20 protein-coding genes are annotated in these 22720 nt (G+C 60.9%); 6 read left to right on the top strand and 14 right to left on the bottom strand.

The annotated features are described in order from the left end of the window. Positions 1 to 7: 7 nt before the first annotated feature. Positions 8 to 1174 (bottom strand): mandelate racemase/muconate lactonizing enzyme family protein, encoded by a 1167-nt coding sequence (locus tag K0V07_RS07045; RefSeq protein ID WP_220623831.1) that lies wholly within the window; start codon positions 1172 to 1174, stop codon positions 8 to 10. Between the two features lie 109 nt (positions 1175 to 1283). On the opposite strand from K0V07_RS07045, the gene K0V07_RS07040 reads away from it, so the two are divergent. Both K0V07_RS07040 and K0V07_RS07035 read left to right on the top strand, forming a co-directional pair. Further along, positions 1284 to 2147 (top strand): helix-turn-helix transcriptional regulator, encoded by an 864-nt coding sequence (locus K0V07_RS07040; protein WP_220623830.1) that lies wholly within the window; start codon positions 1284 to 1286, stop codon positions 2145 to 2147. Positions 2148 to 2229: 82 nt separating this feature from the next. Continuing rightward, a complete protein-coding gene (locus tag K0V07_RS07035) occupies positions 2230 to 3000 on the top strand; it encodes a superoxide dismutase (RefSeq protein WP_220623829.1) in 771 nt (256 codons plus the stop codon). 100 nt (positions 3001 to 3100) lie between these two features. On the opposite strand, the gene K0V07_RS07030 is transcribed toward K0V07_RS07035, so the two are convergent. From K0V07_RS07030 to infA, 6 genes are all read right to left on the bottom strand, one after another. Then, complete coding sequence (locus K0V07_RS07030) at positions 3101 to 3643, bottom strand: DNA-3-methyladenine glycosylase (RefSeq protein WP_220623828.1); 543 nt, start codon at positions 3641 to 3643, stop codon at positions 3101 to 3103. Positions 3644 to 3645: 2 nt separating this feature from the next. Continuing rightward, entirely contained in the window at positions 3646 to 4101 is a 456-nt protein-coding gene (gene dtd, locus K0V07_RS07025) for a D-aminoacyl-tRNA deacylase (protein ID WP_220623827.1), read from the bottom strand. A 3-nt stretch (positions 4102 to 4104) separates the two neighbouring features. Continuing rightward, positions 4105 to 4989: a TIGR01777 family oxidoreductase gene (locus K0V07_RS07020; protein WP_220623826.1), complete on the bottom strand. Its 885-nt coding sequence runs from the start codon at positions 4987 to 4989 to the stop codon at positions 4105 to 4107. Between the two features lie 22 nt (positions 4990 to 5011). Beyond that, positions 5012 to 6457, bottom strand: coding sequence for a deoxyribodipyrimidine photo-lyase (locus K0V07_RS07015; protein ID WP_220623825.1), 1446 nt, complete (start codon positions 6455 to 6457; stop codon positions 5012 to 5014). A gap of 360 nt (positions 6458 to 6817) precedes the next feature. Continuing rightward, positions 6818 to 7777 (bottom strand): cysteine synthase A, encoded by a 960-nt coding sequence (gene cysK / locus K0V07_RS07010; RefSeq protein ID WP_220623824.1) that lies wholly within the window; start codon positions 7775 to 7777, stop codon positions 6818 to 6820. A gap of 72 nt (positions 7778 to 7849) precedes the next feature. Next, positions 7850 to 8125, bottom strand: coding sequence for a translation initiation factor IF-1 (gene infA, locus K0V07_RS07005; protein WP_220623823.1), 276 nt, complete (start codon positions 8123 to 8125; stop codon positions 7850 to 7852). Positions 8126 to 8373: 248 nt separating this feature from the next. Here infA and K0V07_RS07000 point away from each other — a divergent pair, with 248 nt between their 5' ends. From K0V07_RS07000 to K0V07_RS06990, 3 genes are all read left to right on the top strand, one after another. After that, on the top strand, positions 8374 to 9141 hold the full coding sequence (locus K0V07_RS07000; protein WP_220624073.1) for an exodeoxyribonuclease III: 768 nt from the start codon (positions 8374 to 8376) through the stop codon (positions 9139 to 9141). Between the two features lie 50 nt (positions 9142 to 9191). Beyond that, positions 9192 to 10079, top strand: coding sequence for a hypothetical protein (locus K0V07_RS06995; RefSeq protein ID WP_220623822.1), 888 nt, complete (start codon positions 9192 to 9194; stop codon positions 10077 to 10079). A 112-nt stretch (positions 10080 to 10191) separates the two neighbouring features. Beyond that, a complete protein-coding gene (locus tag K0V07_RS06990; protein WP_220623821.1) occupies positions 10192 to 10980 on the top strand; it encodes a DUF2059 domain-containing protein in 789 nt (262 codons plus the stop codon). A 6-nt stretch (positions 10981 to 10986) separates the two neighbouring features. Here the strand turns inward: K0V07_RS06990 and K0V07_RS06985 are convergent, their stop codons facing one another. The 3 genes from K0V07_RS06985 to K0V07_RS06975 form a co-directional block, all read right to left on the bottom strand. Beyond that, positions 10987 to 11631 (bottom strand): isochorismatase family cysteine hydrolase, encoded by a 645-nt coding sequence (locus tag K0V07_RS06985; RefSeq protein WP_220623820.1) that lies wholly within the window; start codon positions 11629 to 11631, stop codon positions 10987 to 10989. A gap of 177 nt (positions 11632 to 11808) precedes the next feature. Next, a complete protein-coding gene (locus K0V07_RS06980) occupies positions 11809 to 12162 on the bottom strand; it encodes a hypothetical protein (RefSeq protein ID WP_220623819.1) in 354 nt (117 codons plus the stop codon). Between the two features lie 19 nt (positions 12163 to 12181). Beyond that, positions 12182 to 13009: a hypothetical protein gene (locus K0V07_RS06975; protein ID WP_220623818.1), complete on the bottom strand. Its 828-nt coding sequence runs from the start codon at positions 13007 to 13009 to the stop codon at positions 12182 to 12184. Between the two features lie 55 nt (positions 13010 to 13064). On the opposite strand from K0V07_RS06975, the gene glgB reads away from it, so the two are divergent. Further along, positions 13065 to 15281: a 1,4-alpha-glucan branching protein GlgB gene (glgB, locus tag K0V07_RS06970; protein WP_255568171.1), complete on the top strand. Its 2217-nt coding sequence runs from the start codon at positions 13065 to 13067 to the stop codon at positions 15279 to 15281. 324 nt (positions 15282 to 15605) lie between these two features. Here the strand turns inward: glgB and pyrC are convergent, their stop codons facing one another. The 4 genes from pyrC to mutL all read right to left on the bottom strand — a co-directional run bounded on the left by pyrC (position 15606) and on the right by mutL (position 22666). Next, complete coding sequence (gene pyrC, locus K0V07_RS06965; protein WP_220623817.1) at positions 15606 to 16607, bottom strand: dihydroorotase; 1002 nt, start codon at positions 16605 to 16607, stop codon at positions 15606 to 15608. A 316-nt stretch (positions 16608 to 16923) separates the two neighbouring features. Beyond that, entirely contained in the window at positions 16924 to 17733 is an 810-nt protein-coding gene (locus tag K0V07_RS06960) for a hypothetical protein (protein ID WP_220623816.1), read from the bottom strand. 26 nt (positions 17734 to 17759) lie between these two features. Beyond that, a complete protein-coding gene (locus tag K0V07_RS06955) occupies positions 17760 to 20291 on the bottom strand; it encodes a glycogen/starch/alpha-glucan phosphorylase (protein WP_220623815.1) in 2532 nt (843 codons plus the stop codon). A 293-nt stretch (positions 20292 to 20584) separates the two neighbouring features. Continuing rightward, positions 20585 to 22666, bottom strand: a complete 2082-nt coding sequence (gene mutL, locus K0V07_RS06950; RefSeq protein ID WP_220623814.1) for a DNA mismatch repair endonuclease MutL — start codon at positions 22664 to 22666, stop codon at positions 20585 to 20587. Positions 22667 to 22720 lie beyond the last annotated feature (54 nt).

Here is a 22720-nt window from a genome sequence, read left to right as displayed (position 1 = left end):
AGCGGGGTTACTTTTTAAAGATGAAGCCGGCATCGTCCGGGCGAATGTCCGTCAAGGTGCCGATGTAGTGGCGCAGCTCGTGCGGCTGGTAGGGATGCTTTTCCAGCGCCTCCAGATCGATATCGACGCCCAGGCCGGGCGACTGCGGGATGGTCAGGCAACCATCGACAAAGTCCGTATCCTCACGCGCAATCTCAGCACGCCATGGAACGTCGGTGGCCATCGTTTCGAGGCGGCGGATGTTCAGCGTGGCGGCGGCAGCATGGAGCGTAGCGGCGTTGGCGACCGGACCACAGGGATTATGCGGGCAGCAGGGCAGGAACTGCGCCTCGGCCATATCCGAGATACGGCGCAGCTCAGAAATACCGCCGACGTGCGTCACGTCGGGCTGGGCAAAGTCCGCACAGCGGGAACTGAAGAACGGCACATAGTCCCAGCGGCTGTAGAGGCGTTCACCCGCAGCGATCGGCACCTTCGTGCGGCGACGTACGTCGGCGAGGGCGTCCAGATTACCGGGGGGCAGCGGCTCCTCGAACCAGCCCACATTGTAGGCTGAGAGCATATCGCCAGCACGCACAGCGGTGGGAACATTGAACCGGCCATGGCCCTCGATCAAGAGCTCGGCACGGCCAGAGACAACCTCGGCCACGGCAGCGACACAGGCCTCAGCTTTGACGAACTCCTGCGGAGCAATGTCCAGATAAGCCGAGCCGAAGGGGTCCCACTTGAGGCCCTTGTACCCGGCCTCGATCGCGGCCTTGGCCTTGGTAGCAAACTCTTCGGGCTCCTTCGCTCCGGCGAACCAGGCATTGGCGTAGCACTGGATGCTGTCGCGGACCTTACCGCCGAGCAGCTCGTAGACCGGCACACCGAGCGCCTTGCCCTTGATGTCCCACAGGGCCATCTCCAGCGCGCCAAGGGCGGACATGTAGACGGGACCACCACGAAAATAGACCTCGCGGTTCACATCCTGCCAGATCGCCTCGATGTCGTTGGCACGGCGGCCGATAAGGTTGCGGCCGATTTCGAGCATGGCCTCGGCCACGGTCTTTTCACGGTATTCGAGCGAAGCTTCGCCCCAGCCGATCAACCCGTCGTCGGTCTCGACGCGCAGGAAAACCCAGTTGGTGCGGAAGCAGTCAGCGATAAAGGGCTTAAGGGAAACAATTTTCATAACGATGTCTTTCTCTTGTGGGATAAAGTTAACATATTTGCCTGCTGACGCACGTTTAGGAGCTTTACGCAGGTGGGCTTAGAGTTAATAATTATGGGCATTGGCGACTATGTCCACCGACGAATCACCCTTCCCGCCCGCCGATTGGCAGGCCCTCCAGCTCACAGTCGACCGGTGCTACGAGGGCATCCCCTGCGGGCTCTCTGGAACCTATCCCGGCACGGTTTTTACCCTGTGCCAACTCCAGCGCGGCAGCCTGGAGATGAGTCACGACGATATCGCCATCCATACGGATGCGACCGAGCGCCCATGGATCCTTAATATCCCCGGCGAGCGTACCCAGCACTTCTCCGACGATCCGGATATCATCTCTGTCCACCTGTGCCTGAGTAATCCGTGCAACGGGGCTGAGTGGCGCGGTAAGCCGCTGGTGGTAGCCATCCCGGACGAGCCTGCACGCCAGGCACTGCATCAGCTACAGCGAGCTGTCACCGCTGCCGGTATCCCACCCCGGCAGCTCGACATCCGGGGCCTGCCCATGGAGCTACCGGCAGCCCTCTGCGTCCACGCTGCGGCCTCCAGCCTTTTCGCACACCTGCTGCGCCTGGCCCTGCCGCTGGGCATGCGCTACGAGGTGCCCCCGATCCGAGACCCCCGCGTGCGCGACAGCCATCTCTGTGTGGCCACGATGGCGATGCAGGCTCGCTTCTCGCGGGAGCAGTTGGCATCCGAGCAGGGGCTGACCCCCGGCCAGCTTGACCGACTCTGGCGGCAGGAGCTGGGGCTGACCCCGCAGCAGTACCGTGACAACCGGCGGTTCGCGTACGCCTGCGAACAACTGCGCCGCCGGGCGGTCTCGGTCAAGGAGATCGCCGCCGATCTGGGTTTCCGGCACCTATCGCAGTTCTCCAACTGGTTCCGGGCCCGCCATAACGAGTCTCCCCGCAGCTACCGCAACCGCCCCTACGCCTGAGCCTGCCTACTGACGAACTGCAAGACTCCAGAAATCGGTGGGGGCCAGTTGACTTGAAAAGGAGCCTCCCCTATGCTCCTGCATGGAACAGACACCTGATCAAACTCCCCCCTCTGCTCTGAATCGCCGCAGTTTTGTCGGCGCAGCCGGTCTCGCCGGCCTCGGCCTCCTGGGTGCCTCCCGGGCACAGGCCGCCCCCACCCCCGCCTCTACTGATTCTGTGCTTTTCGAGGTGCCGATGAGCGCCGACGGCCAGTACGAGCTCCCCCCCCTCCCCTACGCCTATGACGCGCTGGAACCCTCGATCGATGCCGAGACCATGCGCCTGCACCACGATATCCACTTCAAGGGGTACATGGACGGGCTGAACAAAGCACTGGCCAAGCTTAAGGAGCAACGCGCCGAAGAGGACTTCCCCGAAGTCTCCTACTGGCAGAATCAGCTCAGCTTCAACGGTGCCGGTTACAACCTGCACACTGTTTTTTTCCAGAACATGGCCCCGGCCGGATCGACCAAGCTCTCCTCCTCCCTGAAGAAAACGATCGCCGATCACTTCGGCGGTTTTGAGAACTTTAAGTCACAGTTCTCCGCCGTAGCCAAGCGCGTGCAGGGCAGTGGCTGGGGGCTGCTCGGATACCAGTCCTTTGGAAAAAAGCTCGTCGTACTCCAGGCCGAGAAGCACCAGAACCTCACTCAGTGGGGTGTCGTACCGATCCTCGCCCTCGATGTGTGGGAGCACGCCTACTACCTCAAGTACCAGAACCGTCGCGGTGAATACGTCGACAAGTGGTGGGACGTCGTCAACTGGGACAACGTCGCCGAGCGCACTGAGGCCGCGATGAAAATCTCCTAAGGCCAGATCACCTTTAACGAATACCGGAAGCCCTTTTGTCCGCAAAAGGGCTTCTTGTTTTTACCCCTCCATACGGCTTAGCGGCTCAGGGCGGAGACCTTTATCTTACTGTGTCTAAGACAAATCTCAGCGGCTGGTTGATCCAGTATTCACCCGCGTAGCCGATCCCAATGCGCGGCGTGCGCTCGATCTGTGTATCCGAAATATGGATACCGTCGTCCTCCACCCAGAGCCCGCAGGTTTTGCGAACCGGGCGGGCGTTCAACGCCCGGTCCACGGCGAGATGCTTCGTCACGCGCCCAGGTCCGCTCATGCCCTCGACGCCTCGTACGAGGATGGCGGCCGGGTAGTCCTTTCCCGCGGTGACGATGTTCAGCATCCAGTGCATGCCGTAGCACAGGTAAACGTAGAAGACACCGCCGGGCTCGAACATCACGGCGGTACGCGGGGTCTTCCCACGACTGGCGTGGCAGGCCTTGTCGTGCGGGCCGACGTAGGCCTCCAGCTCGGTCAAACGCAGGCGCAGGACAGAGCCGTCCGGCATACGGCGGCACAGGAGCTTACCCATCAGCTCGCGGGTAACGAGCTCGGTATCACGCCGGTAGAACGCGATGGGCAGGACTTTACCTCTCGGCTCGGGCACGGCTAGAAATCTTTTTGGCGCGTATCCAGGACAAGCGTCACCGGGCCATCGTTAACGGCGTGAATGGTCATGTCGGCAGCAAAGCGTCCCGAGGGGACGGGTTTCCCCAGCAGGCGCGAGGTCTCCGCGATAAAGGCCTCGTAAAGCGGAATCGCCAACTCGGGCGGAGCCGAGCGATTGAAGGAAGGGCGCGTGCCTTTCTTTAAATTCCCGAAGAGCGTGAACTGGCTGATGACGAGCACACCCCCGCCCGTCTCAGTCACCGCACGGTTCATTTTGCCCTCGTCATCCTCAAAGACACGCAACTTGCACACCTTTGCGGCCAGCCAGGCGACATCGTCCGCCGTGTCGCCCTCGCCTACTCCGAGGAAGACGAGCAGCCCAGGGCCGATCTCACCCACCACGTCACCCTCGACGCTGACCGAGGCCGCGTCCACCCGCTGAATTACCGCACGCATGCCCTAACTCAACAGGTGTTCGAGCGCGGGTTTCAAGGCTGGAAAACGAAAAACGTAGCCAGCGGCCTCGGCCTTGGCGGGGAGTACGCGCACGCTGGACAAAAGCGTCTCATCCGCCATCTGGCCAAAGGCCAGCTTTATCGCAAAGGCGGGCGTCGGCATACTGGAAGGTTTATCCAGGACTTCACCCAGCGTGGTCGCCAGTTCGGCATTCGTCACGGGCGCGGGCGCAGTGACATTGACGGGGCCACGGATGGACTCGTGCTCGATACAGAAGCGGATCAGGCCGACTACGTCGTCGAGAGCGATCCAGCTCATCCACTGTTTACCGTCGCCGACAGGGCCACCGAGGCCTGCGCGAAAGGGTGTGAGAATCTTGGCTAGAGCACCGCCCTCCGGGGAGAGAACGACACCGTTGCGCAGGAGCACGGTTCGCACGCCAGCGGCGGCTGCTGGCTCGGCAGCGGCCTCCCATTCGCGGCAAACTTCAGCCAGGAAACCGCCCCCGGCAGACGCCTCCTCGGTCAGCTCCTCCTCGCGCGTCACCCCGTAGTAGCCAATGGCCGAGGCGTTGATAAACACGCGCGGCTTCGGGTCGAGCTGGGCCAAAGTACGGGCCAGTAAAGCCGTCCCCTCGACTCGACTTTCGCGGATCTCACGCTTGACGGACTCACTCCAGCGGCTGGCGATATTGCGCCCGGCGAGATTTACCACTGCATCCACACCGTTGAGAGCCTCCCAATCAATTTCTCCGCTCGTCGGGTCCCACGCGATCTGGCCCTCCTCCGGTGAACGAGACAGGACCAGGCATGAGTGCCCGTCCGCTTTTAGCGAGGCTTGCAGGGCTTTTCCGATCAGGCCGGTTCCACCGGCAATAGCGACTTTCATAATTTTTTCCTCTCAGTAGATGTTAGCGGCTTTTCTTAAATTTCTCGAAGGCGGCCAGCGCACGCCCGCGCCCCTCGATATGGCTGACGATTGGCTCCGGGTAATCCTCCCCAAGCGTAACCCCACTCGCGCGCAAGACTTCGGCAGGAGCATCCCAGGGGCGGTGAATGTACTTGGCGGGCATATCCGCCAACTCCGGCACCCATTGGCGCACATACTCGCCATCTGCGTCATAGCGCTCTCCCTGGGCCGCAGGGTTGAAGACCCGGAAGTACGGCGCTGCGTCGGCCCCACACCCGGCGGTCCACTGCCAACCCTGAGTATTACTGGCGAGGTCGGCATCTACCAGTGTGTCCCAGAACCACCGCGCGCCGGCCTGCCAGGGCTGGAGCAAATGCTTAACCAGCAGCGAGGCGGCAACCATGCGCACGCGGTTGTGCATCCATCCGGTTTGCCAAAGCTGGCGCATCCCGGCATCAACGAGCGGGTATCCGGTACGGCCCTTTTGCCAGGCATGCAGCAGCTCCTCATTTTCACGCCAGGGGAACTCCTCGAACTCTGAGCGAAGCGGTGCGACCGGCGTATCGGGAAAATGATACATCAAGTGGTATGAAAATTCACGCCAGCCGACCTCGGCCAGAAACTTGTCCGCCCCCGGCAGGTCGAGACATCCCGCCTCAGACAACGAGGCGACAATCTCCCGCGGCCCGATCTGCCCGAAATGCAGATACGGCGATAGACGCGAGGTAAAGTCCGCATCCGGGTGGTCCCGCTGATCCTCGTAGTCGCCCAAAGCTTCGCCGATAAATGTACGCAGACGCTCCAGCGCACCCGCCCGGGTCGGCGTCCACGCCTCATAGAACCCAGCGTCCCAGCCGATACGTGGCAGCAGCTTCAGATCGTCCAGGGCCAGAGATTCGGTGGGCTCCTCAGGGCCATGCAGGCCATGCGAGTCGGCTTCGACCGGCACAGGCCACGCCTGCTCGCGGCAAGTTCGCCAGTAGGGAGTAAAGACCTGAAAGGGGCCGCCAGATTTTTTCTCGATCTCCCAAGGCTCAAAGAGCAGGGCCGCATTTGAAAGCGACACCTCGACACCCTCGCCTGACAATGCCTTCTCGACGGCATCCTGCAGGCGGCGTGCCTCAGGCTCGTAGCGACGGTTAGCACACAAGACGCTCGCCTCTGTTTCACGGATCAAATCGCGCAAGCACTCCAGTGTCTCACCCCGGCGAATGATCAACGGCAGTCCCAGCTCCTTCAGCTGCTCGGCCAGGTCGGCCAGAGCATGATGCAGCCACCAGCGCGAGGCTCCACCGGGTGCCCAGTCCCCGTCAGACTTTTCGTCGTAGATATAGACGGGGAGGATCGGTTGCCCAGTCTCGGCGGCTACCGATAAAGCAGGATTATCCTCAACGCGCAGATCCTGGCGAAACCACAGGAGGCACATCGAGTTGTCCGGGGTACTCATGCTTTCAGCCAAACCATAAACGCAGAAACCGCAAGCTCAGGGCGGAGGCTATCTCCTTTCCCAGACAGTTTGTCCATTGGGTAACGAGGTGGATGTTTATAACAAGAAACCGCCGCTTCCCGAGAGAAACGGCGGTCCTTAAGCTACCACTACTGCTACTACATCTACCTGTAGTAGTCTCTAGCATCCCGGCCTATCGACCCCATGACAAGCCAAAATTAACCCTATTCACAAAATAAGATATTTTTTGATATTAAAAACGAACACAGCCCGTATCTCCCGGCAGGGTCCAGTAACATAACAAAAAAAGCTCCCGGCATAAAACCGGGAGCTCAGGATAGGAAAAACTTTCTAAAAAGCCTAGATATTGAAGCCAGCGGCGACTTCCTGACGGGCCTTTTCTGCCAGCGGCGTACTGAGGTAGCGCTCGACCGAGCTGCAGGCGACCGTGACGATTTTCTTACCAGCCATCTCAGGGCGGGCGGCCAGGTTCAGAGCGGCACGCACATTAGCGCCGGAGGAGATGCCGACCGGAATACCTTCACGAGCGGTGATATCCTGCGCGGTGGCAAAGGCCTGCTCATTGGTGATCTGAATGATCTCGTCGAGAATATCCGTATTGAGATTCTTCGGGATGAAACCGGCACCAATGCCCTGGATCTTGTGCGGGCCGGGCTTACCGCCGCTGATGACGGGGCTGGCCTCAGGCTCGACGGCCACGGTGTAAAGGTCCTTACGCGACTTGATCACCTCGGATACCCCGGTGATGGTCCCGCCCGTTCCGACCCCGGCGACAAAGGCGTCAATCTTGCCCTCCGTGGCATTCCAGATCTCTTCAGCGGTGGACTTGCGGTGAGCCTCCGGGTTGGCCGGATTCTCAAACTGCTGGGGCATGAAAGCTTCGCCCTTACTCTCCTCGACCAGCTCAGCGGCACGGGCAATCGCGCCTCCCATGCCCTTCGGGCCGGGAGTGAGGACAATCTCAGCACCGAGCATGCGCAGCAGTACGCGTCGCTCGAGCGACATGGTCTCGGGCATGGTCAGCAGGCAGCGGTAGCCACGAGCGGCGCAGACAAAGGCGAGGGCAATACCCGTGTTACCCGAGGTCGGCTCGATCACGAGACCGCCGGGCTTGAGCTTACCGGCCTTCTCGGCCGCGTCGATCATCGCCAGACCGATACGGTCCTTGACGCTGGAAAGCGGGTTGAAGAACTCGCACTTGAGCCAGACTTCGGCTTCGAGGCCTTCGGTAACCTTGTTGAGTTTGACCAGCGGTGTGTTACCGATGGTGTTCGTAATACTGGTGTAGGCTCCTGACATGACGTTCAGAGATTAAGGTTAATGGGTGAGAGAAATGGGGATATGCGGGCTGGCCGCAACCGCGCAGACCGTCTAGCGGCGGCGGTTTCTCGGCCCAAAGCTACGGATCGGCGCGCGGCGCTGCTGGTTAGCATTACGCAGGCGGTAGGTGATCCGGGCGCGATTCAAGTCCATCGGCGTCATTTCCATTTTCACCATGTCGCCGGTCGTGATCTTGATAAAATTCTTGCGGAGCTTACCGGAAATCGTCGCCAAAACGACGTGTTTGTTAGGCAGCTCGACCCGGAACATGGTACCGGGCAAAACGGCTACGATCTTACCTTCGACTTCAATGACTTCGTTAGACATGCAGTGTGGAACTTCTTTCGCTGGAGGTGGCTTGGGTTCAGATGTGTAAAGGCTAAAAATGAGCCCGATTGCCTAGTTTAGTCAAGTATTAACGGGAATCAGCGCCCCCGCGCCCCTGAGAGGTTACGCATTTTCGGTGATTTTTTCATCCGGGAATTCGTCCTGCAGGTGCAATTACCTTGAGCAGCCCGGGGTCCTGGCTTTGGCTGGGCAGCGTGAACGAAACCGAGACCCACCTGCCCGACGAGCTGACCCTTATCTCCTGGAACGTCAACGGCCTGCGCGCCGTGATGAAGAAGGGCTTCGGCGATTTTATCGCGACCCATCAGCCTGATATCCTCTGCCTGCAGGAGATCAAAGCGAGCGAGGCGGACATCCCCAAGCTGGAGATCCCCTACTCCTGCCAGTACTACCACTCGGCGGAGAAAAAAGGATACTCGGGCACGGCGATATTCTCCCAAAATCCGGCCGACGGTGTCAGTCTGGAGTGGCCGGACCGCACGGTACACCCGCAGGAGGGACGCGTGCAGGTGGCGGACTTCGGGCGCTTTTATCTGGTCAACGTCTACGTCCCCAACTCCCAAAACGAGCTGCGGCGGCTAGACTACCGCACCGGCGTGTTCGACCCGCAGTTCCGGGAGCTACTCGTCTCTCTGAACAAGACCAAACCGGTCGTGGTGTGCGGGGACTTCAACGTCGCCCACGAGGAAATCGATATTGCCCGGCCCAAGGCCAACCGCCGTAACGCCGGGTTTACCGACGAGGAACGGGAAGAGTTCACCAAGCACCTGGAGGGCGGCTTCATCGATACTTTTCGTCACCGTAACCCTGACCTGGCCGAGCAGTACACCTGGTGGAGCTTCCGGGCTGGCGCACGAGGCCGGAATATCGGGTGGCGCATCGACTACTTTCTGATCTCCAGAGATCTGGAGCCGCATCTGGCCGACGCCTTTATCCTCAGCGATGTGATGGGCTCGGACCACTGTCCGCTCGGCATTCGCCTGAGCTGGCGTTGAGGCTGGATTATGCCATTGCAAACAAGTACGTGGGCAAGCAGCCTACTCTCATGAAGTCCGTCTTCCGCCATACCCTGCTGGGCATCCTCCTTGCCGTCGCCTGTGCTGCAAACGCCGCCGACTCCTGGCCGGTCAAGATCACTCCAGACCGCCACGTGGGGCAGACCTATGGCCTGCAGATGGAGCTCGATAACAGCATCGCGGTCAACCTGACTGTGAACGGCGAGTCGATCATGGATAAGTCCAACAGCATCAAGCTGGTCTTCGACGGCACGGTGGCCGTCACGGCTGTCAATGATCGCCAGCTTGTCACCGGCGCCGAAATCACCGTCAAGGAGCTGACCCTGGATGTGGAAAGCGATGCAGACTCTCCCCGTATTCTCACTCCGGCTGGCACGGTGATTGTCGCAACCATGGGCGCCAATGGCCCCGAGTTCAGCGTGGACGGGGAGCCCGTGGCCCCGCAGGCCCAGCAAGCACTCAGCAGCATGCTTTTCATCTATGACGGACGCGCCACTGCCGATGAAGTCTACGGCACGAGCGAGTTGGTCAAACCCGGCGACAGCTGGACGGTTAACAAAGAGAAAGCCGCCGAAAACACCTCCAACGCAAAAACCCAGGTGGTCGCCGAGGACGTCAACGGCACCGTCACCGTTACCGGCACAGAGGAAGTTGACGGGCAGCAATGCCTCAAACTCCATACCGACATGACGGTCGAGAACCTGACCCCTCCCCGCCTACCCCCGGACCTGAAGGTCGCGCAAGGTGTGTTTCAATTAGACGCGACCAACTGGCTCCCTGTAAACGCATCCGATGGCCCGCTGAAAAAGGAAGCTACCGCTACCATTACGTTTAATGCCTCTGGTGAAAACGAGCAGGGCCCCGTTGTTTTTCATTCCAAAATCATCGAAAAGCGCAGCGAGCACTACACCTACTAGAGCTTACTGCATCCCAATCCACAGGTGCTGACGCGTGCCTGTTTTCTACCGCCTATCTTCGGGCACCGGTCATCCTGTGGCCCGTGCCTTACTACCCAAACCGCCCCATCCTATGAAAAAATTTCTCGCCTGCGGACTCATCACAGTCCTCCTGAGTGCCTCGGTCCTGCGTGCCGACACCAACACCCCGACCCCGAATGCTGAGCCGCCCGCTATCGTTCTGCGCGCTCTGCTTGAAATGGGTGACGAGATATCCTTTTCCCTGAGCGAACCCTCCGGCGAGAACAGCCGCTGGGTCACCCCCGGCGGTGTCTACGCCGGCTGGACCGTCGGCGCCTACGACGCCAAGACCAAAACCCTCACCCTGGAAAAGGACGGCGAGACACAGCACCTGCGGCTGGCCAGCGCCTCCGAGCTGGATGGTGAAGCGGGTACCGCCGAGGCTCGTGCCGAGGCCGAGGAGATTTTCCGCCTCATAAACTTCGAGAAGATGATGCGCGAGATGATGGCCAAACAGAAAGAAGCCATGCTACAGATGCAGCGCCAGGCGATGGAGCAATCGGGCGAGCCCGTAGATGAGCGTATGCTTGAGATCCAGGCCAGCGCCTTTGACGAGATTAACAATCTCATGGACTGGAACGCCATGGCCAACGACATGATCGACATCTACGCCGAGACATTCACTGCGGGCGAACTCAAGGGCATCTCCGACTTTTACGCCACGCCTGCCGGGCAGGCTGTAATCTCCAAAACTCCCGAAGTCCAACAGCGGACCATGGAGGTCATCATGCCGCGCATGATGGAGGTGATGCCTGCCGTCCAGCAGAAGACGGCTGAGCTCATGCAGCAGTACCAAGCCGAGAAAGCCGCCGCACAGGAGCAGGCAACGCAGCAGCAATAGCCGGGGTTACAACCCCAGCTCGGCGCGAATCGCACCTACGCCCATCAACCGGACACCGATGGACGCCAGCTCTTCCTCGCCCTTCGGGTAGAGCTGCGAGACAGCGTCCCGCGCCAGCACGAGCCGGAAGTCGCGTTCGCTCGCCTCATAGATGCTGGTGCGCGGGCAGTTGGGGAAATTACACCCGGCGAAGACCAGCGTATCGATCCCGTGCTCGCGCAGGAAGACCTCCAGCGCCGTCCCATAAAAAGCACCCCAGCGTGGCTTGTAGAAAATAAACTCATGCTCACCCACCGCCTGCGCGTGCCCGGCCAGTAGCGAGGCCGTATCGAGCTTGAGTGTCGGGCTGGGTCGCAGCGCCTCCACGATCTGCGCACCCTCAGTACCGGGCTCAGCGATACCGCCCCCGGCCTGCTGGATATGCGCGCGGCGGCACAGGTCGGCATTCGTGCCATCCGGCTCGTACAGCCGAACGATATGGATCACCGGTAGCCCGACTTGGCGGTAAGCGTTAACCAGCTCCGCCACCTGCGGCACCACTGCAGATGTCCCCTCGACACAGGCCGACGCTCCCGGCAGGACGAAGTCGTTCTGCATATCGATAACGATCAGCGCGGAGGACAGAAAGCGGGGAGCAGTATATTCAGGCATGAGAGTGAGGTTATGAGAGTATGGCCGGCTCCCCATGGATCAACCCGACCAAGGATTTGTTCCCGAAAATCGCGAACCTCAATAGGTATGGGAGAGTACGAGCTTGGGCGGTAAAAGCCAATCGCAGCCCAGTATTCTCTCTCTGTAATCTGTGGATACAGTCCTGCTTCCACCACGCTAAACGGAAGCAAACGCACTATACATCAAACGGAATGCCTCGGCCCCCTGAATAAGAAATACAAGCCAAAGCCAGCGGTAGCGCATCTGAGTCGCCATGAATAGAAATCCCAGAAATGCTAGTATCGTATAGCTGATCAACCCTGGTCCTGATGAGATGCCTGCATAGATCAGCCCAAACGGAAGGATGGGGGTGATTGCAAACAACATCATATCAATCTTTCCCTCAACGATCATCGCAAAGGCGTAGCACACCAAAATCCCTGCCACATAAAGCGTGGCAATAAACATTATTAAACGCCGCAGAATATCAGCTAGCGGAGCTGTAAAGAGCTCATAGGGATCGTCGCGCACAACACTCGGCTATCCTGCCCTACTCCTTGTAGAGTACGCGGCCGCAGTTGTCGCAGTGGGCGGGCTCTTTGTCCTTGAGGACGGTGCCTTCGACCTCGCCGGAAGCCTTCAGGTAGCAGCCGCCGCAGTGGTGGTCGCGCATGGGGACAACCCACGGCGGGCGGGCATGGCGGCCCTGTGCCTCGCGGTAGGGGGCGAGCCAGTTTTCCGTGACCTCGACGGCGGCAGCCTCGGCGGCAGCGGTGGCCTCCCCGATCTCGGCCTTGACGCCCTCCATCTGGGTATTCAGGCGGGCGATTTCTTTTTCAAAAAGACGGATCTGCTCGTTATGAGTGGCCTCGGACTCAGCGGTGGCCTTCGTCTGCTCGTCAAACTTGAGCATGAGCTCGATCTCCTGCTCCTCGCACTGACCGATCTGGGACTCTAGCCCCTCGATCTGGTGGGTGAGCGCGGTGTACTCGTCGTTCTTTTTGACCTCCATCTGCTGGGTCTTGTACTTGACGACTTGTGCCTCCAGCGACTGCACCTCCTTGTCGAGATCGAGACGGCGCACCTCAACCTCCTTGAGCGCCTGGCGGTCAGCCTCCACGGCGGCTTTTTCCTCGTCGATGCGGGCTTGAGCCTTGTCCACCTCGCGGGGGATCTGGAGCAGCTGCGTCTCGAGCGCTAGTTTACGTGATTCCCGCTCTTGCAGGGTAAGGAGTTTCTCCACGTCGGCGTTCACTGACGCCAAGATGGCGGCGGAGCGGCCCGCTGTGAAGCGAAAAACCGCCCGGAAGGCGTTTTCCCGCCAGGCACGCTCAGCCGATGCGCCGGGGGAAAAGGATTTTCTCAGCGCTGAAGGCACTTCGAGAAGCGTTCGCACTTGTCATCATAAAGAGGGGCACTTAATTTCACGGGTAATGATTATCCCGGAAAGCGATCTGGATCTGCTGCTCAAGGCCCGGCACTCCCACCCCCACGATGTACTCGGGCTGCATCCCGCCAAACAAAAGGGCAAGCAGGGTCTGGTCGCCAGAGCTTACCTCTCCGACGCCAAGACCTGTGAAGTCGTCGACATCGACAGCGATGAACGCTGGCCCCTCAAGCAACTGGACAAGAGCGGCTTTTACGAAGGGTTCATCCCCGACCGCAAGGAGCCCTTTAACTACCGGCTGCGCACCCAGCGCTACAACGGCGAGATCCGCCAGTTCTGGGACCCGTACTGTTTCCTGCCCGCACTGAGCGAAGACGATCTGTACCTCTTCAACCAGGGCAACCACCACCGCATCTACGAAAAGCTCGGTGCGCACATCAAGCACTACGACGGCGTGCAGGGCGTGAGCTTCGCCGTCTGGGCCCCCTCGGCCCGGCGCGTTTCCGTGGTCGGGGATTTTAACAGCTGGGACGGCCGCTACCACCCGATGCGCACCCTCGGCTCCTCCGGTGTGTGGGAAATCTTTATCCCCGGCCTCGAAGCCGGTGCCAACTACAAGTACGAAATCGTCGGCGGGGACGGCTACCTGCACCTCAAGACCGACCCGTACGCGACGTTCTACGAGGCCCCGCCACATAACGCCTCCATCGTCTGGGACACCGACGGCTACGAATGGGGTGACGGCGAATGGCTGGAGCAACGCGCTCAGTGCAAGGACCAGCAGAACGCAGTCAGCGTGTACGAGGTTCACCTCGGCTCGTGGAAGCGCGTAGTCGAGGATGGCGCCCGCCCCCTGACCTACCGCGAGATGGCCACCGAGCTGACCGCCTACGTCAACGACATGGGCTTCACCCACGTGGAGTTTCTCCCGCTCAGCGAGCACCCCTTCACCGGTTCGTGGGGCTATCAGGTGACCGGCTTTTTTGCCCCCAGCCACCGCTACGGCAGCCCGCAGGACTTCATGTTCCTCGTGGACTCGCTGCACCGTGCCGGCATCGGTGTGATCATGGACTGGGTGCCCGCACACTTCCCACGCGACGCCTTCGCGCTGGCCGAGTTTGACGGCACCTGCCTGTACGAGCATGCCGACCCGCGCCAGGGCCAGCACATGGACTGGGGCACGCTGATCTTTAACTACGGCCGCCACGAGGTCCGGAATTTCCTCGTCGCCAGCGCCCTGTCCTGGATGGACCGCTACCACATCGACGGCCTGCGCGTGGACGCTGTGGCCTCCATGCTCTACCTGGACTATTCGCGCCAAGAGGGCGAGTGGATCCCCAACCAGTACGGCGGCCGCGAAAACATCGAGGCCATCGAGTTCCTGCGTCAGGCCAACGACCTCGTACACGAGTACTACCCCGGCACGCTCATGATCGCGGAGGAGTCCACCTCCTTCGGCGGCGTGACCAAGCCCACCTCGGACTGGGGCCTCGGGTTCGACTACAAGTGGAACATGGGCTGGATGCACGATACGCTCCAGTACTTTGAGAAGGAGCCCATCCACCGCCGCTGGCATCACAACGACATGACCTTCGGGATGCTCTACCAGTATTCCGAAAACTTCATGCAGGTCTTTTCACACGACGAAGTCGTCCACGGCAAAGGCTCCCTCATCAACAAGATGGGGGCCGGGTTTGACATGGCCAAGAAGGCTCAGGACCTGCGCTCGCTCTACGCTTGGATGTGGGCCTGGCCGGGTAAGAACATCCTCTTCATGGGCTGCGAGTTCGGACAGAGCGATGAGTGGCGCTACGACAGCAGCCTCGACTGGCACCTCCTCCAGTACATGGACCACGAGGGTATCCAGCGGCTGGTGCGCGACCTGAACCATTTCTACACTCAGCACCCCTCGCTGGGCCGCTACGACAGCGACCCCAAGGGCTTCCAGTGGATCAACGGCGGCGACTCGGAAAACTCGGTCCTGTCCTTCCTGCGAACCGGCGACAGCCCGGAAGAGACCTTCGCGGTGGTGAGCAACTTTACGCCTGTGCCGCGCCCCGGCTACCGTATCGGTGTCCCCAATGCCGGGTACTGGCGCGAGATGATCAACACCAACTCCGACCTCTACGGCGGCGGCGGTGCTGGTCTCGGCGGCGGCCTCATGACCGACGAAATCTCCTGGGATGGCCGCGAGCACTCCCTCAAGATGGACCTGCCCGGACACACCACCTTTATCCTGCGCTACGCCGGCCCCACCGCGTAGGGGGAGGCAAAAGGAGGAGTAAAAGAGTTTAACCGCAAAGACGCCAAGGGCTCAAAGCGCTGCCGCTGTTTGGTCCATAGATACAAAAAAGACTGTCAGTATTCTGATGGAACGAATACCTGAGCATGTCGATTCATGGTGGAAATAAATCCATCAAGACCAACCGCTGGAAACGGTCAGTGTTCACGACAATTTTAAGATAAGGAGAAGGTCTCCAGATATAGCGCCAGCGCTTTGAGCCCTTGGCGTCTTTGCGGTTAAATAAAAAAAACGAATCACTGGCAGCTGACGCAGGTGCTCACTGATGCTCCTGCCACCAAACCCCTACTCGACCGAGGTCACGCTCCAGGGGATGGTGCGTCCGGCCCACATGGGGACGACATCGCCGTAGCTGGCGGGGATGGTAAAGGGCTTCTTCTCCAGCGTAACGGTCTTGGCGGGCGGCTTCACGCCGTAGATGCGCTGGGCATTGTCCGAAACAAAAGCCTGCAACTTATCGAGCGCGTCGTTCTCCTCGAAGAGTCCGGCCAGCAGTTGCAGGGCGATGGGCGCGGTAAAGACCCCGGCGGCGCAGCCACAGCATTCTTTCTTATGCTGCGGGTGCGGGGCAGAGTCGGTGCCCAGAGAAAGCTTCGGATGCGCGCTAACAGCGGCATGCGCGAGCGCGGTGCGGTCCTCGGGGCGCTTGGCAATCGGCTTGCAGAAGAGGTGCGGGTCGAGCATGCCCCCGGCCACATCATCGAGGGTGATGATCAGGTGCTGCACAGTCACGGTGGCGTGCAGGTTCTCGAACTGATTCAGCAGAGCAAGCGCACCAGCCGTGGTGATGTGCTCCATTATGATCTTCAGGCGCGGGAAGCGCTCGGCCAGGCGCTGATAGATGGAGAGGAACTCCGTCTCGCGGTCCATGACGAAGCCGTTGCTCTCGCCGTGGATCATGAGCGGGATGCCCAGCTCCTCCATCAGGCGGATGGTCGGCTCGGCCTGGTCGATCTGGGAAACTCCGCCCTCGCTGTTCGTCGTGATGCCCGCCGGGTAGAGCTTGATCCCGATGATGTGGGGCTTGGCGGCCTCCAGCTCCTCGCGCGTGTAGGAGCGGAAAAAGAGCGTCATGTACGGCTCGAAGTCATCGCGCCCAGTGGCGGCTAGGATCTCCTTTTTATACCACTGAAGCCGTTCCAGCGAATCCACCGGCGGCACGAGGTTCGGCATGATGACTGCCCCGGCAAAAGTCTCCGCCGTGAGCGGAGCAACGGCTTTGAGCATAGCATCCTGCCGCAGGTGCAGGTGCATATCGAGGGGGGACTGAAGCGTAAGGGTCGTCATGGCAAAGGCTGATAGTTTTCAGCCGCAGAGGCTCAGGAGTCAACGGCCAATGGAATGGGATTAACCGCAAAGACGCCAAGGGGACAAAGCGCTACCGCTATATCTGAAAAACTTCTCCTTATCCTAAAATTGCCCTAAACACTGATCGTTTTCTGCGGTTAATTTTGATGGCGTTATTTGCACCATCAATCAACATACTCAAACATTCGTTCCACCAGAATGCTGACAGTTATGTTTTGTCTATCGACCAAACAGCGGCAGCGCTTTGTGCCCTTTGCGTCTTTGCGGTTAAGAAAACGAATCGCCGGCACCTACTCTATGCGTTGACCCTGCCCGGATGGGAGTCACTGAGCAGTTCGAGGATGGCGGCAACCGGCTCGCAGGCGATGGACTTGTTACCGAGGACGGACTGCGCGGCCAGCTCGTTAAGGATCGCCTCGCGGCCCTGGCTGATGGGCAGCGCCCCGCCGTCAAAGGTGTACTTACCGATCGGCTCGCGGTCCTTGCGAGCGGTCAGGTAGCAACGATCCACCACCGCGCGCTCGAAGTCCTTGGCGGCCTGGAGCACAATCCCGGCGTAGCCCCAGTCGAGCACGCGGGAGAGGAAATTCGGGGGCGTACCGTCGGCGGTCAGCACCATGGCAGGACGACGCGGCCACTCGGCGAAGAGCGCCACCACGTCGCGGTGAAAGGACAGCTCCGTGGGGAACGGGTCCAGGATGTAGAGCAGATTACGCCCGAGCATGCCCAGGTCGTCATCATCATCGAGAGCCTCGACAAACCCGCGCAGCGCCTGCGGCGTAGCAAAGGTGCCGGCAGCGTTGATCACGCTCTGGTAGCCCGAGGGGTACAGATCGTGCAGCATCTCCTGGCTCTCGCGCAGGAAGGCCATGTCGGCCACACTCTGTCCGGTGAGCACCCACTCAAACGTGCGGATGCCCCCATGACGGACGAGGTCGCGGTCGAGTTTGGTCTCCTGGCTCACGCGCAGACGCGGCTGCACGGCAATCGGCTCAGCCGGCAAGAGGCTGTCCACGTACTTGCCATTGAGCGCCTTGTAGCTGGCGGAGAGATTGACCGATTTAGCCCGGGTGCGGAAGAAGTTACAAAGCTCTTGGTTTTTCACAAAATGGCGGTTGGCCGCCGGGCGGGCTATTCGCCCACCGGCAGCGGTTTAAGGTTCCAGATGTCGTCGGCGTACTCGCGGATGGTGCGGTCACTGGAGAACTTGCCCATACGCGCGGTGTTGAGGATCGCCATGTGGGCCCAGCGGGGCTTGTCCAGATAGGCGTCGCTGACGAGCTTCTGGCAGTCGATGTAGGACCGGAAGTCCGCACAACACAGGAAGGGATCGCCCCCGTCAAGCAGACTGCGGCGAATCGGATCGAGCGCGTAGGGATGGCCGGGCGTAAAGGTGTCCGAACCGAGCCAGTCGAGCACGTGCTTGAGGTCGTCGTCGCCGCGGTAGAAGTCCCACGGGTTGTAACCAGAGGCGCGCAGCTCCAGCACTTCCTCCACCGTCATGCCGAAGATGAAGATATTATCGTCGCCGACTTCCTCCTTGATCTCGACGTTGGCGCCGTCGAGCGTACCGATAGTTAGCGCGCCGTTGAGGGCGAGCTTCATGTTACCGGTACCGGAGGCTTCCTTACCGGCGGTGGAAATCTGCTCGGAGAGGTCGGCAGCCGGGATGATGCGCTCGGCCAGCGAGACGCGGTAGTTCGGCAGGAAGACCACCTTGAGCTTATCGCCGACGCGCTTGTCGTTGTTGATGACGTCGGCGACCTTGTTGATCGTGTAGATGATGTCCTTGGCGAGTTCGTAGCCGGGAGCGGCCTTCGCACCAAAGAGCACCACGCGCGGGGCCTGCTGCTTCTCTGGATGATGGAGGATATCGCGGTAAAGGGTGAGGATGTGCAGCAGGTTCAGGTGCTGGCGCTTGTACTCGTGGAGGCGCTTGATCTGCACGTCGAACATCGCGTCCGGGCTGACCGTGACGCCACAGTCCATTTCGATAATCTCAGCCAGGCGCTCCTTGTTGGCACGCTTGACGGCCATGTACTCGCTCTGGAAGGAAGCATCGTCAGCCAGCTTTTCGAGGCCGCGCAGGCGGTCCAGGTCAAAGGGCCACTCCGGGCCGATCTCCCGCTCGATGAGCGCAGCCAGGCCGGGATTGCAGACCTTGAGGAAGCGCCGCGGGGTGATGCCGTTGGTCTTGTTGTTAAACTTGTTCGGCCACAGCTCGTTGAAGTCGTGGAAGAGATGCTTCTTCAGCAGGTCGGTATGGAGCGCGGCCACACCATTGACCGAGTGGCTACCGACGGTGGCGAGGTAGGCCATGCGGATCTGCTTCGGGCTACCCTCCTCGATGATCGAGAGGATGCTCTTCTTGACGTTGTCACCGGGCCACTGAGCCTCGACCTCGTCCTCCAGGAAGCGGCGGTTGATCTCGAAAATGATCTGCAGGTGGCGCGGCAGGACCTTCTGGAAGAGCGGCACGGACCACTTCTCCAGCGCCTCGGGCAGCAGGGTGTGGTTGGTGTAGGCGAAGACCTTGCGGCAGATCCCCCAGGCGCGCTCCCACTCGAGCTTTTCCACATCGACGAGGATGCGCATGAGCTCGGAGACAGCGACAGCCGGGTGGGTGTCGTTGAGCTGGACAGCGACCTTGTCCGGGAAGGCATCCCAGTTGTCGTGGTTCTGCTTGCGGAAGCGGCGGATAATGTCGTGCAGCGAACAGGCGCAGAAGAAGTACTGCTGGACCAGACGCAGCTCCTTGCCGCTCTCGGTCTTGTCGTTCGGGTACAGGACCTTGGAAATGGTTTCACCGATGGCCTTCTCGCGCACGGCCTCGACGTAGCCGCCTTCGTTGAAGACGCTAAAGTCGAACTCCTGCGAGGCGCGGGACTCCCAAAGGCGCAGGAAGTTCACCGTGCGGGCACCATAGCCGACGATCGGAATGTCCCAGGGCAGGCCGATAAGCTCCTTTGTCCCGACCCATGCCGGGTAGGAGTCGCCCTTGCTGTCAAAGTGGTACTCGACATGGCCGTAGAGGGGCACGCTCACCTGGTACTCCGGGCGGTTGACCTGCCACGGGTTACCAAACTGCAGCCAGTTATCCGGGCGCTCCACCTGACGGCCGTCGATAAACTCCTGACGGAAGAGGCCAAACTCGTAGTGGATACCATAGCCGACAGCGGGAAGGTCGAGCGTGGCGAGCGAGTCCAGGAAGCAGGCAGCCAGGCGGCCGAGGCCACCGTTACCGAGGCCCATGTCCGGCTCCTCCTCCAGGATGTCGTCCATGTCCAGACCGAGCTCCTCCAGAGCTTGCTTGGCAGCGTCGAAAAGCCCGGCGTTGACCAGGTTGTTCGAGAGCAGGCGCCCCATCAGGTACTCCAGCGAAAGGTAGTAGGACCGGCGTGTGTCCTTCTCATTATGGACGGCCTGCGTCTTGATGTAGCGGTGCAGGATGCGGTCCTGGACCGAGTAGCACAGGGACAGCCACCAGTCGCGCGAGGTGGCGGTGGTCTTATCGCGCGCCAGCGAATAGGTGAGGTGGTTTTCGATCGAGGTCTTCAGCCCCTCGACGTCGGCGTCGATGTTAAAATTAAAGGCCTTTTTCTTGGCAGGAGCCGTGGAGGCTTTCTTGGCGGTCTTTTTGGTGGCTTTGGGACTCGAAGGCATAGCGGTTGATATGGAGGTTAAGATCAGGGAGGTGACAGCACCGGAATCGGACATTACGCGGCCAAGGTCAACGTTTCTCGACCCCGGTAGGCAAAATGCATGGCCCGGGCTAACGATTAAAAGAACAAGTCATACACGGTTGAAAGCGATTAAGACAGGGGGATGCCCCGGTCTTGTTCCAAACGGGCACGGATTTTCACGTCAACGGCACATAAGCACCCAGCAGACAGCCGCGAACGGGAATGGGATTTCTCGCAGAGTGCTGGTTGGATCATAGCTGTGAAGTGAGAGCGCTAGCGCCCGAATCGACGGGCCAGCTCGCGGTGGGACAACTCGAAGTAGGTCGGGCGTCCGCGCGGGCAGTTTAGCGGTTGCTGACACTGTAGCAAGGCGCGGGCCAGCTCGGTCATTTCTTCACTGCCGACAGCATCGGATGGGCGGATGGCGCGGGAAACGGCCAGACGGGCCAGCGCCTCGTCTCCCACCGCAGGCCGAGAGAGGTCGAGCGAACCCTCGCGCAGGCGCTCGATCACGTCGCGGACAAATGTCTCGGCCTCGGCCTCAGCCAGCCAATCGGGGTGCGACTCCAGGCGGAAAAAGTTCTTCCCGAAGGGCTCGATCCCGAAACCATGCGCCTGCAGCGCGGGCAGGTTCTCCTCCAGCGCGGCGGCGGCCAGGGGCTCCAGCTCCAGACCGACGGGAAAAAGCAACCGCTGGCTGGGCTGGTCATCCTCGGCAAAGCGTGCCTGCAGCTGCTCAAACCAGACCCGCTCATGAGCTGCACGCCGGTCCAAAACGACCAGCCCGGAGGGGGTCTCAAAGATCGCATAGCCCTCGCGCAGCAGCCCCAAGCAACGCCAGCTGAAGTGAAACGTTTTTTCACCGGAGGACTCGTCATCCTCCGAAACTTCGGACGAGCCGCCCGCAGGGGTCCACTTAACCACTGGCAGGCCGGCTGCGTCACCTGAGGGAGCGTCTTTGGCCGCTGCCTTGGGGGACGGTGATTCTCCGGCCTTTTCATGGGAGGAAGCGGCGTTGCCCGTCGGGTTCTCGGTGGGCGGAGCGGTCTTTTCAGGGGCAGGCGTCTTGTCTGCCGGGGAGTCGGAGTCCGGGGAAAGATACTTGTGCTTAAAATCATCCGAGACCGGGCCGGGCTTCGTTCGCGGGTAGATCGAAGGCTTGATCGCAGGTGTCGGCTTGGCGGACGGGCTCGCCGGTCCCTTTATCTCTGGCTGGTCCGACGCCTCGCCCGCCAGCGGGAAGGGCTTGGGCTCGCGGCGGGGCAGCACGTACTTCTCGAAATCCTCGCGCCCACCCTGCAGGGTCGGATGCCGTGCCTGCGAGGCGAGCTGCTGAAGCTGAGCCACGACCGACTGCAGTACGAACTGACGCACGCGGCCCTCGTCGCGGAACTTGATCTCGCGCTTGGCCGGGTGGATATTCACGTCGATGACCGCCGGGTCGATCTCCAGAAACAGGAAGGCCAGCGGGTAGCGCCCCTTCGGGATAAAGGAGTGGTAGCCCTCGATCAGCGCGTAGTTGAGCGTGCGGCTGTCCACCGGGCGGCCATTGACCAGCGCGATCATCTGCCGCCGGGTCGCGCGGCCGGTGCCGGGCTTACCGATCAGGCCGGACAGGCGCATGCCGTTCGCCCCCTCAGCCGGGGTCAGCTCGACCAGTTCCTCTGCCAGATCGCGCCCCCAGATCTCCGCCACGCGCTCACGCATGTCCGGGCACTTGGGCGACGAAAAAACGCTGCGGCCATTCTCGATCAGCGAAAAAGATACGCCAGGCCGGGCCACCGCATGGAGCCGCACCAGGTGCGTGATATGAGCTGACTCGGTGGCGTCGCTCTTTAAAAACTTCCGGCGCGCGGGCACGCTGTTGAACAGGTTGGCCACCTCGATGCGGGTGCCGGTCGGCATCCCGCACTCGCGCTGGTGAATCATGCGTCCGCCGTTGACAAAAATCTCCGTGCCGTGCTCCCAACCCTGGGCGCGGCTGCGCAGGGTGAAACGGCTCACACTGGCAATGCTCGGCAACGCCTCCCCGCGAAAGCCCAGACTGAGCACCGTGGAGAGGTCGGCGGCTTCGCGCAGCTTACTGGTGGCGTGACGCTCCAGCGCGATCAGCGCATCCTCCGGGGTCATGCCGATACCGTTGTCCTCGACGCGGATCAGACTCTTACCGCCGCCCCGGAACTCGATCTCGATCCGATCAGCGCGGGCATCGAGCGCGTTCTCAAGCAGTTCCTTAACCACCGCCGCCGGGCGCTCGATCACCTCCCCCGCCGCGATCTGGTTGATCACGCGATCGGGCAAGACGCGGATTTTTGGCCGCTCGGCCATCGGGGACTGGTTCTTCTCCTCGCTCAAGAACCGCCAACCGTAAGCCATTCGCCCGGCGGTGCAATGCGGTTTTGCAGCAGC

The sequence above is a fragment of the Ruficoccus sp. ZRK36 genome (assembly GCF_019603315.1).
Taxonomy (GTDB): Bacteria; Verrucomicrobiota; Verrucomicrobiia; order Opitutales; family Cerasicoccaceae; genus Ruficoccus.
The sequence above is the reverse complement of the archived record's forward strand: the minus strand, read 5'-3'. Positions and strand labels throughout refer to the sequence as shown.

Bases quoted from the DNA above. Each gene is read 5' to 3' on its own strand.
- K0V07_RS07045 (WP_220623831.1), bottom strand. From the start codon at position 1,174: ATGAAAATTGTTTCCCTTAAGCCCTTTATCGCTGACTGCTTCCGCACC.
- K0V07_RS07040 (WP_220623830.1), top strand. From the start codon at position 1,284: ATGTCCACCGACGAATCACCCTTCCCGCCCGCCGATTGGCAGGCCCTC.
- K0V07_RS07035 (WP_220623829.1), top strand. From the start codon at position 2,230: ATGGAACAGACACCTGATCAAACTCCCCCCTCTGCTCTGAATCGCCGC.
- dtd (WP_220623827.1), bottom strand. From the start codon at position 4,101: ATGCGTGCGGTAATTCAGCGGGTGGACGCGGCCTCGGTCAGCGTCGAG.
- K0V07_RS07020 (WP_220623826.1), bottom strand. From the start codon at position 4,989: ATGAAAGTCGCTATTGCCGGTGGAACCGGCCTGATCGGAAAAGCCCTG.
- K0V07_RS07015 (WP_220623825.1), bottom strand. From the start codon at position 6,457: ATGAGTACCCCGGACAACTCGATGTGCCTCCTGTGGTTTCGCCAGGAT.
- cysK (WP_220623824.1), bottom strand. From the start codon at position 7,777: ATGTCAGGAGCCTACACCAGTATTACGAACACCATCGGTAACACACCG.
- infA (WP_220623823.1), bottom strand. From the start codon at position 8,125: ATGTCTAACGAAGTCATTGAAGTCGAAGGTAAGATCGTAGCCGTTTTG.
- K0V07_RS06995 (WP_220623822.1), top strand. From the start codon at position 9,192: ATGAAGTCCGTCTTCCGCCATACCCTGCTGGGCATCCTCCTTGCCGTC.
- K0V07_RS06990 (WP_220623821.1), top strand. From the start codon at position 10,192: ATGAAAAAATTTCTCGCCTGCGGACTCATCACAGTCCTCCTGAGTGCC.
- K0V07_RS06985 (WP_220623820.1), bottom strand. From the start codon at position 11,631: ATGCCTGAATATACTGCTCCCCGCTTTCTGTCCTCCGCGCTGATCGTT.
- glgB (WP_255568171.1), top strand. From the start codon at position 13,065: ATGATTATCCCGGAAAGCGATCTGGATCTGCTGCTCAAGGCCCGGCAC.
- pyrC (WP_220623817.1), bottom strand. From the start codon at position 16,607: ATGACGACCCTTACGCTTCAGTCCCCCCTCGATATGCACCTGCACCTG.
- K0V07_RS06955 (WP_220623815.1), bottom strand. From the start codon at position 20,291: ATGCCTTCGAGTCCCAAAGCCACCAAAAAGACCGCCAAGAAAGCCTCC.